Genomic DNA, 13,427 nt, shown 5'->3' on the forward strand with positions numbered 1-13,427 from the left:
TCGACGCGAGCTGCGAACCCGCGCCGGCCTCCGGCGCTGTCCAGGTGCTCGCGCAGGCCGCCGTCGGCCGCCTGCGACCGCTGCTCCTCCTCACCGAATCGGCCCACGATCACTTTTATGAATACACGGCCCGCTCGCCGCCGCCGTCGCACGAGGAGGCCCAGCGCCTCGCCGACGCCGCAGTGTGGTCCGATCGCCTGCTCGCGGGCGCGATCGGGCAGGCCCTCGCCCTCGAGCTCGCCGTCCGCGGCCTCGCCTGCGGCGATTGTCCACGACCCCGCGAGCCACCTCCGTCACGGCCCGCTGGGCCGGGTTCTTCCCGTACCTCGCGGCCTACGTGTGGCCGGTGCAGCTCTCGGAGGGCGCTCCCGTCGAGCTCTTCACGTGCTCCGCAATCCACGGCGCCGCCGCCCTGCCCGCCAATCCTGCGCTGTCACGAGCCGGCCGGCTCGCGGCGTTCGCCTTCGCCGAGGACGAGACCGCCGCGCGCGAGCTCCACGACCTCGCCGCCCAGGGCTCGCTGGCCGAGGTCTCACGACGGGTGCGGCGCTACCTCGATTCGCCGGAGAGCCGTCGATTCGCCTGTGCTGCCCTCGCGGACGTCGCCTGGTTCACCGGCCTCCACATCTCGGATTGCTGACCACGCGACATCCTATTCAGCGCGACCATCGCCCAATCGGTCATGTGCCCTGAATTTCGCGTTCGGTCGCGGCATCGCCGATTCGCAGGCCTCGCACCGTGCAGCTCGCGGCGAGCCGGCTTCACTCCGATCAGCTCGGCGTGCGACTCCTGAGTGCTCGCCACTCTGCTCACCGGGCCCGACGACGAGCGTCCTGCGCCCGTTCCGCACGGCGCAGCTCGCAGGAGAGGCCTTCGCAGCAACAAAAAACAGGGCTCTGCGGCGATGCCAGGTCCGCTTGTCGGTGGCGAAATCACGCGCAATCATGGTCATGGAGGCGCACGATGCCGTACTTCGACTCGACGGCGATCCGGCGGGCCGAGTACGAGCCGTCGACCCGAACTTTGACGATCTGGTTCGTCGGCAACGGCGACCCCTACGATTATCCCGCAGTACCGTCCGCCGTCTTCGACGGGCTATGCCGCGCCGATTCGCAGGGGCAATTCTTCAATGCTTGCATCCGCGACGTCTATCCCGGTCGCCGCCGGGTTCGCCCGCGGCGCCCCGGCAAGAGACCGCACCCACGGTCTCCGACCTGACCGGCTCGCATCCCGGAGACCGGCGATGCCAGAGCCCGCGTCCCGATCCTCGACGACAAGGGCACCATCACCCGCTCCGCGCTCCACGCCAGCGACGGCGTCCGCATCCTCGGCGCCGCCGCCCTGATGATGGGGAGCCGGGCCGCCGCGATGGCCTGGCCGATGGACTGATCCGCTCGCATCTGGCCTTTCGGACGTCCGTCCCTTCGACCAGCTCGCTCTCGCCATGCCCTCCCACTGGCTCGGTGCTCCCCACGAGGGGGCCATCTTGTCCTGCGCACACGCGCCAGTGAGCTCGCAGCGACGTGTCGCCTCGCCGAAGAGGTTCGGACGTCCTCGCTGCGGGCCGCTCGCGCGCTGCCGCGCTCGCCGCTCCTCGAGCTGAAGCGACGCGCTCGACCTCGGTCTCCGAGCCGTCCTCCGGGCCAGGTCCTCACTGGCTCCTTCGCCCCGGCCTCCGCATGCATCGCCCCCGGCAAGGGCGACCGCGCCCGAGCGGCGTGGAGCGGCCTCGACGGCTCCCTCGGCTCGCAGGGACCCGTCTTTTCATTTTTTAACTCATGTTTAAAAAGAAGCATCCATCGTGGTTAATCGGGTCCTGAAGACCACATCGGGTCCATTTTTTTTAATCCGTTGTAAAAATTTTGGATGCCCTCTACCGTGCAGCGATGGCCCGATGGCGCGTCGATCGCGGACTGACGTGATGCGCCGCTCCGTTCGCCCGCACCCATCACTCGCACCTTTGAGGAGGCCCTCGATGCTTCGACCGCGACCCACCGCATCACGATGTTCGCTCGCTCTCGCCGCGCTGCTGCTCCCCGCGCTCGCCTGCGGGGACACGCCGCCCGCCGAGACCACCGGCACCGGCGACAGCCCCGCCACCGACCCCACCACCGGCGGCGGCCCCACCACCGACGGCGCCCTGCCGACCACCGGCGAACCCACCAGCGGCGACCCCAGCAGCAGCGAAGGCACCAGCGACAGCAGCAGCAGCAGCGGCGGCGAGCCGGTCGGCTGCGACGCCTCGAGCCCTTATTACGTCGAGCCCTACTTCGACCCGACCCCGCCGGCGCCCGACGAACTGCTGTGGAGCAGCCACGGCGGCTGGGCCCTGTGGGACTTCTGTCAGTGCAAGCCGGACGACACCGTGCTGCCCGAGGACCCGCGCGCCATGGTCCAGCCGGGCGTCGGCGACGGTCGGGCCGTCGCCTTCAACGCCTTCTGGAAGAATTGCCACGTCGATCCCGAGCTCGTGAAGGAGGTCGGTGCCCCCAAGTGCGGCGAGCTGCGCGAGCGCGCCAAGCGAGGCAGCGCCCTGCTCACCCCGAGCTCGATCGGCGCCGGCGCGCTGTTCTCGGGCACCGAGCCGCAGGACATCTCGGCCGGCTTCGGCATCGCCACCTTCCCTGCGACCCAATACAACAAGCTGTGGCAGATCTGGGGCTTCCAGTCGCGACCCGACAATTTCGATGAACTGGTCTCGCAGCGCTACGGCGCGCCCTTCGGCCCGACGCCGAACCCCTATCCCTTGCCCGGCGAGGATCCCAACCTCACTGACGGCGGCTCGGGCCGGCTCCCGCAATTCTTCACCCACCTGCGCGAGCCCGACGGCACCTGGACCGGCAAGATCGGCATCACTTGCCAGGGCTGCCACTCCGGCAGCATCGGCACGCCGGACGACGGACCCGGCCTCGGCCTCATGCTCGGCAGCGGCAGCCCGCTCGCCGATCACAACCTCTTCCTCCGCGACATGCTCCCGCTCGGCTACCTCGCCTCGGCGGCCACGATCGCCAACCTGAACCGCACCCGCGGGGTCAACAACGCCAGCGACGTGAACCTCGCCTTCCTGTTCCCGGACGAGGAGGGCTACGACCTCCAGACGCTGTGGGGCGTGCTCACCTCCGGCTCGACCGCGGGCATGAACACGCCGTCGTGGTGGAACATGGGCCACCGCGCGCTCAAGTTCGTCGACGGCACCTTCCCGATGGACGCCCCGCGCGTCGACATGGTGTTCTACACCCCCTTCTTCGGCCTCTTCGGCGGCATCCTCGGTCAGCTCAGCGAGTCCGGTCAGGACTGGATGCGCCAGCACGGCCCCGACGCCAACGACTGGATCGTCACGCTCAAGGCGCCGAGGTACCCGTTTGCGATCGACGAGGGCCTGGCGGGCAGCGGCGCGGTCTTCTTTCATACGCTCGACCTGTGGGCGCCCGAGCGCAACAACCCGGTCAAGAACCCCAAGGCCGGCAACGGCTCGTGCTCGAGCTGCCACGGGGCGTACTCGCCGCGGTTCTTCAACGACCCGGCCTGGCTCGCCCGGCCGGAGCTCGAGGGCGTCGCCAGCTACATCACCCCGCTGGACGTCATCGGCACCGACCCCGTGCGCATGGAGACCAACAACGAGGCGGTGCAGGTCGCCGGCGCCAAGAACTTCTTCGGCTATCCCGAGACCGCGGGCACCGACCAGGACTGCGGCCCGCAGAACCGCGAGGACCTGCGCGGCGATCGCGAGCTCGGCTACCTCGCGCCGCCGCTCCACGGCGTGTGGGCCACCGCGCCGTACCTCCACAACGGCTCGGTGCCCAACGTCTGGGAGATCCTGAAGCCGTCGGAGCGCAAGAACATCTGGCTGCGCCTGTCGACCCCGCCGCGGCCCGACCAGGCCGGCGACGTCGTCATGGGCTACGACACCCGCCTCTCCGCTTACGACGCCGAGAAGGTCGGCTGGTACTACCAGGAGCTCGCCTGCGAGGCCGGTGTGGGCGTGACGCCGTACATCGATTGCTCTCCCGGCAGCGACAACGACCCGCTGGCCCAGCTGCTCCTCAGCACCCTCTATTCGAACTTCATCGGCGTGTGGAACATCCTCTATCCGCCGATCCTCACCGAGGAGCAGATGGAGGAGCGGAAGATCTACAACACCCACATGCACGGCCAGGGCAACGAGGGCCACGAGTTCACGTCGGTGCTCACCGACGACGAACGACTGGCGATCCTCGAGTACCTCAAGACCCTCTGAGGCCGCCCTCGCGGGCGCGTACATCGGGGCCGTGAGGGCGAGCTACGGCGCCGGGGTGCAGGGATTTTACTTGTTTCGAAGCGGGACTGTCACGATTGGCCCGGACGGGAAAGCAAATCCCCCGCCGGTTCTCGGGAAGAATATCGCTGGGGCCAGCTTGAGCGCGATCGTCGCTGAATGGCGCGAAGCGGCTGGCTCCGACCCCAGAGCGCAGCTTCTGATGGTCATTGCCTCGTCCTGAGGCTGGCGCCGACCCCCATGCAGGTGGTGCCGCCCAGTCGGGCTTCGGCGCGAGCATCTCGACTTCGCCGTCGACACGGCTGCGGAGTCTCTGGAGAGCAGGAGGTGCTCCTGATGAACCGCGGCGCTGGACCTTCGCGCCGCGCGCCTCGATACGCTCATGGACGCCCGTCGCGTGATGGGCTGGCTCGCCCGGGCTCGACGTCGAGCACCCACAAATATGGGCCGCCGCGACGGGCGACGTACGGCGACATTTCGATGACCCGAGCCTTCACCGTCGCCGCGCGTCCGGAATCGCCGCCCGCCGGAGCGTTCGCCAGCAGGTAGGCAGTGCCGTCGTCGGCCTCGAACACGAGGTAGCGCTCACCCTCGAGCTTGGTGCCCGGTCCACCGACGCGCTCCTGGAACGTCCCCGCGAGTCGGCGCTCGGCGAGGACGGCGACGAATGGAGCGTCCGTCGTCGCTCCGGGAGCGAGCCGGAGCGTCTCGACACGGAAGTGCGGCGCCAGGATCGCCTGTCCCTCCGGCTGGTACACGGCGCCGGTCACCTGCACGCGCTGGCCTTCGAAGGCCGCGAGCCATGGTTCGGGGCGGTACGCGACGACCCAGCGCACGCCGTCGTCGCGTTCGAGCCACACCCCCTGGAACTTCTTGTCGCCCGGCTCGGCGTCGACGCGCACGGTCGCCGTGAACTCGTCGGCCACGGGCTTTTCGGGGGGTTGTTCGCGGACGGCGGCGCGGAGTTCGACGAGGCCGCTGGCGGCTCGACCGGAGCTGCGGGGCTGCAAGCCATACTCAAACCGACGGCGAGCGTGACGGGGTTGCGGACCACGCCGAAGCGTATCGTCACTGGAGCCGGGAAGGTGGGTCCCAGCGCCCGCTGGGCGTCGCCATCTCCAAATGCCGCGAGTGGGCGACGAGAAGGCGCGCAGGCGCGCGTGCAAGGACCGGCTCGTTTCCTAAAAATCCCGAGAAAGATCTCGGGGCCGGGAACCTCGCGGTCGGGCGTCCGTGGGACGCTGCGAACGAAGGTACGGTTCTTGTCGATGCGCCACGGCCTGCTCGCGCTGCTCGCCACTTTCGCCTGCACCCCGGACACCACCGGTCCGGTCTCGGCGGCGGCGCCGGCCGGCGCTCTCGCGGCCGCACGGGTGGTGCCGCCCGTGACGACCCACCCGCGCCCGCGCGACGCCGCCGAGTCCGCCGCGTGGGAGGCTCCGCTGCGCTGCGATCGCGCGATCCGTTGCGGCGAGATCGGGGCCTCCGAGCGGGAGCGATGTCTGCGCGTGACCCGGCGCAAGAGCGTCCTCCACGGCACCGAGCGCGCCCTGAAGGCGGGCCGCTATCGCTTCGATCCGGCGCTCGCCGCCGACTGCCTGAAATTCCTCGCCGAGGCGCCATGCCACGTCGCGTACGAGGTGATCCCGGACGGCTGTCTGAGCGACGCCGGCTTGTACCCCGCGGTGCCGCCCGGCGGCGCGTGCGAGCACAAGGATGAGTGCATCGAGGGCACCTGCACCGGCACGATCGGCTGCCCGGGGGTCTGCCGGGCGCACACGTCCGAGGTCGGCGGGCGCTGCGATCGGGACACACCGTGCAGCGAGCACCTCTTCTGCGGCGGCGAGACCTGTCGCCCGCGCGGCGACCTCGGCGCGGCTTGCAGCGGCATCGGGGGCACCGGGGAGGGCTGTCGACCTGGCCTCCTATGTCAATACCCGCCCGACGGCGGCCCGCACGAACCGCGGCTTGCACGACCCGGCACGTGCCAGCCTCCGCGCGGCCTCGGTCAATCGTGCCGGAGAACCGTGCTCGACCACGACGACTGCGCCGTCGAGTACTTCTGTGACTTCGGTCTTGCCGTGCCCGTATGCCGCGTGCGGCTGCCGGCGGGAGCCGCGTGTCCTTCGGTCGATGCGTGTGCCGACGGCCTGCGTTGCGACGGCCTCTGGCTCGCCGATCGCTCCACCGTCTCCGACATCGGCCATATGGTCCGCCGCGACGAGGTGCGCGCGGTGGTCAGGCCCGGCGTCTGTCGCCCCGTCGCCGACCAGGGCAGTGCCTGCGAATTCACCGCCGACGGCACGCGCTGCCCCGCCGACATGCTTTGCAGCGAGGACGGCGTCTGCGTCGCGCGCCGCGACACCGGCTCGGCCTGCGAGAGCGACGACGACTGCGGCGACACGCTCTTCTGCGACCCGACCAGCGGCACCTGCCGGCCCGAGCTCGACCTCGGCGAACCTTGCTCGCCCGTCGCGACGGACGACGACGCCTGCATGTTCCAAACCTGCGACCCCTGTCTATTCGGCACCTGCGACCCGAGCACCCGGCGCTGCGTCCCCGACTGCCGCCCCGACGACTGACGCGCTTCCTCGGCGACCTTCACCTTCGCCCGTCGCTCGCCGTCCGCACCTGCTCGGGCACGGCTCGCTGCCTACGGCTCGAGCGACATCGCCTCGCCGCGGATGTTGACCACGAACGCCCGACCGTCGATGGCGAGTCCCGCGACCGCCGTGCCGAACTCTGGTGGAAGCGGGACAGAGGGAGAGGACCTCCCGCGTCGCAGGTCGACCACCTCGACCGTCTCGGCCAGGCCGCCGACGACGACGATCTTGCGGCGCGTGGGCAACACGACGGCCACAGGTCCCAGGGAGCGCTCGTCGTGGAGCTGGCCCATGGTCGTCCACGCATTCGCCAGGGCGTCGAACCGTTCGATCTCGCGGATACCCCACCCTTCGCGATAGTCGCCGTTTCCGCCGATCACGAGGCCGGTTCCGGCCAGGGCCACCGCGACGTGCTCGTGCCGGCCCCGGACGTCGCCGGCGCGCCAGCGGTCACGCCGTGGATCCCAGCGCTCGAAGCGAGAGACGATGAATGCTCGACCGGATGGGTCGCTCCCGTCGCCGCCGTGCACGATGACCCCCCCGCGCGCCAGCGGAAACGCGACGCCCCCGCTGCGAGCGTGCGTCAGATCGGCCGCCTGGGTCCAGTGGTCGGTGATTGGATCATAGACGTCGACGCGCGAGAGGGGAGCGCCCGTCGCGTCCACGCCGCCCGCGACGAGGACGCGGCCGTCCGCGAGGCGTGCGGTGGCTTGCCCGAGGCGGGCGACCGGCAGCGGAGCGGCGACATCCCACGTGTCGCGGCCCGGATCGTAGCGCCAGGTCTCGCTCGTGCTGCGATCGTAGGTGCTGGTCTCGCCGCCGCCCACGACGAGGATGTCGCCGCCACGGAGGACGACGGCGTCGTAGGCGATCCGCGGTTGCGGCAGGGAGGCGCGCGGCGCCCATGCGCCGGTCTCGGGATCCCGTCGCGCGAGGCCTCGCGTCGTCTCGCTCGCCGCCAGGGCGAGGACGTCTCGCTTCGAGACGCGAACGAGCACGCCTGCTGCGTCGGGGCCCGGACCTGGTCGTGACACCCAGGCGGGCTGCACGGCGGGAGTAGAGGCGGCGAGCAGGAGACGACCGACAAAGAGGACAGAGAGCGCGGTTGCCACGATGATCACCTCTGTGTCCCACGAGCGGGAGCTTCGGCCGGCACGAGACCGTCAATCCCCCCACGCGTGGACGGCCGACATGGCCGGACTCTATCACTTCGCGCGCTCGTTCGGCGGCGCAAACGCGCGCGGCCCCTGGCCAGGCCTGCATGCACGCGGCCGCTCGCCGGGCGCGCCTGCTTCGGGCTGCCGCGGCGGCCGCTTGCTCGCGCGCTCAGCGACGCGGGAACCACGGGACGAGCCGCGACGTGCTCCGCTGATAGTCGGCGTAGGTCGGGTACTTCGCGCGCGTCAGCTGCTCGGTGAACGTCGTCGAGCCGTGGAACAGCAGCGTCAGCAGGACAGGGCCGACGATCGCCACATTGACGAGGCCGGCCCCCGACGCCACCGAGAACGCGTAGAACGTCCACCACATCGACACCTCGCAGAAGAAGTTCGGGTGGCGGGAGTAGCGGAACAGCCCCTGGGTCAGGAACTTGGGCCCGTAGGCCTCGCCGCGGTCGCGCTTGGCGTTCTGGAACCGCCACTGCTGTTGGTCCGCGATCGTCTCGCCGGCGAGCAGCAGCAAGAACACGATCGTCGCCAGCGTGTCGAGCGAGCCCCACGGCGCGGCCTCCGGCGACGCGGCCACGTAGGCGGGCGCCGCCAGGAGCAGCAACAGGATGTTCTGGAAGAACGCGATGAACACCAGGTTGAACGCCGCGAACAGCGGCGGCGACAGGCGGCGGCGCAGCTCGACCCAGCGGTAGTCCTCGCCGCCCGGCGCGTAGCCGCCCTTGCGCGCGAAGTTGAAGGTCAGGCGCACACCCCACAGCACCGCGAGGGTCGTCATCACGGTAAGGCGCGGGTCGCCGTGCGAGTGCGCCGCGAACCATGCGACATACGCGGGCGGGAGGATCGACCACAAGCGGTCGACCCACGAGTACTCGCGGGTGAGCGCGCCGAGCAGCCAGCACAGGGTGGCGGCGCCGAGGCACGCGAGGGACGCGGCGTGGAGTGGGTCCATGGCGGCATCCTATGTCCAAACCGCCCCGACTGGCGACGAGCGCAGCGAGCCGGCGGAGCGCGGACGGTCGTCCGCACATGGCCTTGGGACCATGCCGGGCCCTGCGTTCGGCGCGGCCCGACGTCGGGCTTCCGAGGCCCGCGCGTGGACGCGTCGAGATCTCTCCGCTATCGTCGCTGGCGCGTATGCTCGACATCCCGCTCCCCCGGCGATTGCAGGGCCCCGGCAACATGCTGCAGCTGGCCTTCCGGCCCGAGCAGTTCATCGCCCGGCAGACCGCGGTGGCGCCGATCCACCAGGTCGTCCTGCCCTGGTTCTCGCCCTACCTGGTCGCCGACCCCGAGCTCATCGACGAGGTGCTGGTCGGCCGCAGCAAGCTGTTCATCAAGGACCGCTTCACCCGCGACCTCTCGCTCGTCACCGGCAACGGCCTGCTCGTCAGCGACGGCGACTTCTGGCGCCGCCAGCGGCGGCTGGCCCAGCCCGCCTTCCACCGCGAGCGGATCGCCTCCTACACCACGGTGATGGTCGACCACGCCGAGCGCCTCGCCTCGACCTGGCGCGAAGGACAGGTGCTCGACATCCACGCGGCGATGATGCGGCTCACCCTCGACATCGTCGCCGACACCCTGTTCTCCACCGGCGTCGACCGGGCCATCGCCGACACCATCGGCGGCGCGCTCGACGTCATCATGGAGCGCTTCTCCGACTACACCTACGCGTTCCTGCCGTGGCTCGCCGGCCTGCCGCTGCCGAAGAACCGCCGGTTCCACGAGGCCCGCGCGCGCATCGACGGCGCCATCCGCGGCATCATCGCCGCCCGGCGCGCCAGCGGCCGCGACGAGGGCGACCTGCTGTCGATGCTGCTGCGCGCGCGACGACGAGGGCGGGCAGATGACCGACGAGCAGCTGCGCGACGAGGCCTTCATCCTGTTCGTCGCCGGCCACGAGACCACCGCGCTGGCGCTGTCGTGGTCGTGGATGCTGCTGTCGCAGCACCCGGAGGCGTGGGCCAAGCTGCGCGCCGAGCTCGACCACGTGCTCGGCGACCGGCCGCCGACGCTCGCCGACGTGCCGGCGCTGCGTTACACCGATTGGGTCGCGCACGAGAGCATGCGCCTGTACCCGCCGGCGTGGAGCATCGGCCGCGAGGCGCTGGAGGACCTCGAGCTCGGCGGCGTCGCCGTCCCGCGCGGCGCCCAGCTGTGGATGTTCCAGTGGGCCGCCCACCGCGACGCGCGGTACTTCCCGCGGCCCGAGGCGTTCGAGCCCGAGCGGTGGGACGGCGACCTGTTGAAGAAGATCCCCCGCTTCGCCTACTTCCCGTTCGGCGGCGGCCCGCGCCTGTGCATCGGCAACAACTTCGCCATGCTCGAGCTCGTGCTGGTACTCGCCACCCTCGCCCGGCGCTGGCGCCCGGTCGTCCGCCCCGCCGACCGCCCGCGCCCGCAATTCTCGATCACGCTGCGCCCCGCGGGCGGCATGCGGGCCACCCTGCAGCGGCGCTGAGGGCTCCGGAGCGCGGGCCTGCTCGCGGCAGCGGGGCTCGCGGCGAGGCCGTGCGCGGGCGGAGGCCCCGCCGCGAGCGTATCGCGTCGCGTCGCGTCGCGACGCGTACATCTACCGCGGAGATCCTCCGCGCCCGCACGAGGCGGCTTCTACGCCTGGCCCGGTGTGGTTGAACGCCCGGGGGCCTGCCCCATGGTTCTACCGTGCGTCACCAGTCCCCGGGGACAGGCGACGAGAAGGGAGGTGTCATGGCCGCAGTTCGCGTATTTCACGTCCGTCGGCCGCGTTGGCGCCGTCCCTCACCATCGCTGCGATCGCGCTCGCCGCCGCGGTCACGTTGGTCGGGCTCATCCCGTGGTCATGCGCCTCGCGCCCGGGCGACCGCGCCTCGCTGAACGGCGAGGTCGCCTCGGCCGCCGTCGACGTCGCCGACCTCGCCCGCGGCCGGCGCGACTTCTACGGCGAGGACTTCGGCAACGAGGTGTTCTTCAGCGACGTGATGGGCGTGCTTCAAGGCCCGCTGCGCACCTGGCCGGCGGCGCGGGCCTTGCTCAAGCTGCGCGGCGCGGGCACCACCGACCTCGAGATCGAGCTCGCCGAGGACGTGACGATCGCCGGCCAGACCTACGCCAAGGGCAGCAAGCTCGGCACCGGCCTCGACGTCGCCGCCGGCTCGTTCTTGCCGCTCGGCGTCGTGGTTCACATGACGCGCTACGAGATCCGCGTCGGCATCACCTGCGCGCTGTGTCACTCGACCGTCGACCCGGAGACGCGGCAGGTGATCCACGGCGCCGCCAACAGCGACCTGCAGGCCGGCCTCTTGCTCGCTCTGGCGCCGAACAGCGCGGCATTCCGCCTGCACACCGCCGCCGCCCCGGGCCCCGAGCCCGCCGAGGTCGAGGCCGCCGTCGACCGCACGCTCGCGGCCTGGCCGCCCGGCAGCTTCGACGCCACCCTCGACGGCGCCGCCAATCCGACGCGGATCCCCGACGTCTTCGTCCACGAGGAGGCGCCGTTCGGCTGGACCGGCTCCTCGCGCGCGGGGCCGCTGTCCGGTCTCGCGCTCTACATCAACGGGCCCACCGCCTTGCACGCCGTCAGCGCGCCGTACGTCGAGCCGCCGGAGTGGGAGCGGATCGTCGCCATGGCCGCCTGGCAGGACGCGTTGCGCCCGCCCGAGGTCGTCGTCGACGCGGCCGCCGCGGCCCGCGGGCGCGAGGTGTTCACGCGCGCCGGCTGCGAGCGCTGCCACGCGGGCCCGGCCTACACCACGCAGACCGTGCTGCCGCACGCCCGCGTCGGCACCGACCCGGCGCGCGCCAATGGCCAGAGTGGCTATAAAATTCCCGGCCTCGTCGGCTTGTGGTGGAGCGCCCCGTACTTGCACGACGGCGGCGTGGCCGTCGGCCCCGGCGAGAGCGTCGTCGGCGTCGGCAACCTGCGCGCCCGCGACACCCCGCTCGACCCGCGGGCCAGCCTGCGCGCGCTCGTCGATCGCGAGCTGCGCGCCCGCGTGATCGCGGCCAACCACGCCGACACCGCGCGCTGGAAGCTGCACGTGCGCGGCGTCGGCCACGAGTTCTGGGTCGACCCCGGCGCCGGCTTCACCCCGGCCGAGCAGAGCGCGCTCGTCGAGCACCTGCTGTCGCTGCGGATCCCCGGCAGCTGAGCGTGGACCGCCCGCGCGCCGCTGTTGGCCTCCGCGGCGAGCGCGGCGAACGGCGAGCGTGTCGGTCCTCGACCGGCACGCAGCGCGCGTATCCGACGCGCCCGAGCGATGTCGCACTCCGCCCTCGCGTCACCCGCGACCGGCGCCCCGCGATCGTCCGACCGTTTGCACATGCCTCCTACGACATGTCTTTACGGACATAAAATCGCACCCCGCCGCCGGAACGACGATTCGACTCAGCACTGCGACGGTTCGATGTCCGGGTAGCAGGTCTCGCCGTCCTCGCAGGGGTTGCCGCACAGCTCGTTCTGCTTGGTGCACGGATTGCACGCCTCGACGTCGTCGGCCTTGCACCCGGGGCTGCCGATGAAGCGATCGACGCCCTCGATCGTGCAGCAGCCGAAGCAGTCGCACCCGTTCGGCGCCACGCAGCTGCCGGCGCAGTTGTCCCGGTCGCCGTCGACGCATTTGCCGTAGTTGTCGGTCATGTCGTCGGGATCGTCGGGGTCGAGCGTCGGGTTGTACTTGCAGTTCGGACCGCCCGGCTCGAGCGGGTCGCACTTGAGGTTCCACTGGCAATCGCCGCCGCCCTGGCCGCCGTTGCCGTCGAAGTAGCAGTCTTGCTTGCAGGGGTCCTTGTCCTCCAGCGGCGAGCCGTACTCCGCCTCGCTGTCGTCGCACGGCCCGAAGCACTCGATATCGCCGCAGTCGACCCCGCCGTCGCCGTCGTTGTCGAGGCAATCGCCGCACTGATGGACCTTGCCGTCGTATTCGCACACCCGCGGGGTACAGGCCGGCGGATCGTCGCCCGCCCCCTCCGTGTCGCTCGCGCTGTCCGACGCGCTCGCGCTGTCCGAAGCGCTCGCGCTGTCCGAAGCGCTCGCGCCGTCCGATGCGCTGCCGGGCGCGCTCGCGCTGTCCGAAGCGCTCGCGCTGTCCGAAGCGCTGCCGGGCGCGCTCGCGCTGTCCGAAGCGCCGTTCGACGCGCTCGCGCCGTCCGTCGCGCTCGCCGTCGCGCCGCTGTCGGTCGCGCTGGCCGACGCCGTCAGGCTGTCGCCGTTGGAGTCGCCCGTCATCGAATCGGTGCCCTCCGCCGTCGTCGTCAGCCCGTTCGAATTGGACGCACTCGACGTCGGGAGGTCCGCCGCCGTATCGGTGGCTGTCCCGCCGCTCGCGCCAATCGTCGTACCGCTGTCGCTCACGGTCGCCGAATCCGCGTTCCCGCCCTGACCGCAGGCCGCGAACAATAGCCCCACCACGATGACCATCTTTT

General features: G+C 71.2%; 11 protein-coding genes and 1 pseudogene. 8 read left to right on the top strand and 4 right to left on the bottom strand.

Translation table 11 applies throughout. The features are described 5' to 3' along the window. The first annotated feature begins 265 nt into the window (after nucleotides 1-265). From OV079_RS30235 to roxB, 3 genes are all read left to right on the top strand, one after another. Nucleotides 266-640 (top strand): hypothetical protein, encoded by a 375-nt coding sequence (locus OV079_RS30235; RefSeq protein ID WP_267772457.1) that lies wholly within the window; start codon nucleotides 266-268, stop codon nucleotides 638-640. Nucleotides 641-963: 323 nt separating this feature from the next. Beyond that, the gene (locus OV079_RS30240; protein ID WP_267772458.1) at nucleotides 964-1,218 is read left to right on the top strand and encodes a KTSC domain-containing protein; all 255 of its coding nucleotides are present in this window, start codon (nucleotides 964-966) and stop codon (nucleotides 1,216-1,218) included. A 757-nt stretch (nucleotides 1,219-1,975) separates the two neighbouring features. Continuing rightward, nucleotides 1,976-4,237 carry a rubber dioxygenase RoxB gene (roxB, locus tag OV079_RS30245; RefSeq protein ID WP_267778892.1) on the top strand — a complete coding sequence of 754 codons (2,262 nt, stop codon included), beginning with the start codon at nucleotides 1,976-1,978 and terminating at the stop codon, nucleotides 4,235-4,237. A 398-nt stretch (nucleotides 4,238-4,635) separates the two neighbouring features. Here roxB and OV079_RS30250 read toward each other — a convergent pair whose 3' ends face one another. Continuing rightward, nucleotides 4,636-5,265 (bottom strand): hypothetical protein, encoded by a 630-nt coding sequence (locus tag OV079_RS30250; RefSeq protein WP_267772459.1) that lies wholly within the window; start codon nucleotides 5,263-5,265, stop codon nucleotides 4,636-4,638. 258 nt (nucleotides 5,266-5,523) lie between these two features. Between OV079_RS30250 and OV079_RS30255 the strand changes: the two genes are divergently transcribed. Further along, nucleotides 5,524-6,837, top strand: a complete 1,314-nt coding sequence (locus OV079_RS30255; protein WP_267772461.1) for a hypothetical protein — start codon at nucleotides 5,524-5,526, stop codon at nucleotides 6,835-6,837. Nucleotides 6,838-6,908: 71 nt separating this feature from the next. Here the strand turns inward: OV079_RS30255 and OV079_RS30260 are convergent, their stop codons facing one another. Then, entirely contained in the window at nucleotides 6,909-7,856 is a 948-nt protein-coding gene (locus tag OV079_RS30260) for a Kelch repeat-containing protein (protein WP_267772462.1), read from the bottom strand. A 328-nt stretch (nucleotides 7,857-8,184) separates the two neighbouring features. Beyond that, a complete protein-coding gene (locus OV079_RS30265; RefSeq protein WP_267772464.1) occupies nucleotides 8,185-8,976 on the bottom strand; it encodes a DUF1295 domain-containing protein in 792 nt (263 codons plus the stop codon). Between the two features lie 230 nt (nucleotides 8,977-9,206). Here OV079_RS30265 and OV079_RS58860 point away from each other — a divergent pair. The 3 genes and pseudogenes from OV079_RS58860 to OV079_RS30280 all read left to right on the top strand — a co-directional run. After that, nucleotides 9,207-9,788 (top strand): annotated as a pseudogene (locus OV079_RS58860) (cytochrome P450); the annotation flags it as partial. Between the two features lie 82 nt (nucleotides 9,789-9,870). Next, the gene (locus OV079_RS30275; protein ID WP_267772466.1) at nucleotides 9,871-10,485 is read left to right on the top strand and encodes a cytochrome P450; all 615 of its coding nucleotides are present in this window, start codon (nucleotides 9,871-9,873) and stop codon (nucleotides 10,483-10,485) included. A gap of 286 nt (nucleotides 10,486-10,771) precedes the next feature. Further along, the gene (locus tag OV079_RS30280) at nucleotides 10,772-12,154 is read left to right on the top strand and encodes a hypothetical protein (protein ID WP_267772467.1); all 1,383 of its coding nucleotides are present in this window, start codon (nucleotides 10,772-10,774) and stop codon (nucleotides 12,152-12,154) included. 236 nt (nucleotides 12,155-12,390) lie between these two features. Here the strand turns inward: OV079_RS30280 and OV079_RS30285 are convergent, their stop codons facing one another. Continuing rightward, nucleotides 12,391-12,933 carry a hypothetical protein gene (locus OV079_RS30285; RefSeq protein ID WP_267772473.1) on the bottom strand — a complete coding sequence of 181 codons (543 nt, stop codon included), beginning with the start codon at nucleotides 12,931-12,933 and terminating at the stop codon, nucleotides 12,391-12,393. Between the two features lie 40 nt (nucleotides 12,934-12,973). Here OV079_RS30285 and OV079_RS30290 point away from each other — a divergent pair, with 40 nt between their 5' ends. After that, a complete protein-coding gene (locus tag OV079_RS30290; protein WP_267772474.1) occupies nucleotides 12,974-13,384 on the top strand; it encodes a hypothetical protein in 411 nt (136 codons plus the stop codon). Nucleotides 13,385-13,427 lie beyond the last annotated feature (43 nt).

The organism is Nannocystis pusilla (assembly GCF_026626665.1).
GTDB classification, from domain to species: Bacteria; Myxococcota_A; Polyangia; order Nannocystales; family Nannocystaceae; genus Nannocystis; species Nannocystis pusilla.

What these genes read in the sequence shown, in the direction of transcription:
- OV079_RS30265 (WP_267772464.1), bottom strand. Translation starts at nt 8,976, where the DNA reads ATGGACCCACTCCACGCCGCGTCCCTCGCGTGCCTCGGCGCCGCCACC.
- roxB (WP_267778892.1), top strand. Translation starts at nt 1,976, where the DNA reads ATGCTTCGACCGCGACCCACCGCATCACGATGTTCGCTCGCTCTCGCC.
- OV079_RS30275 (WP_267772466.1), top strand. Translation starts at nt 9,871, where the DNA reads ATGACCGACGAGCAGCTGCGCGACGAGGCCTTCATCCTGTTCGTCGCC.
- OV079_RS30240 (WP_267772458.1), top strand. Translation starts at nt 964, where the DNA reads ATGCCGTACTTCGACTCGACGGCGATCCGGCGGGCCGAGTACGAGCCG.
- OV079_RS30255 (WP_267772461.1), top strand. Translation starts at nt 5,524, where the DNA reads ATGCGCCACGGCCTGCTCGCGCTGCTCGCCACTTTCGCCTGCACCCCG.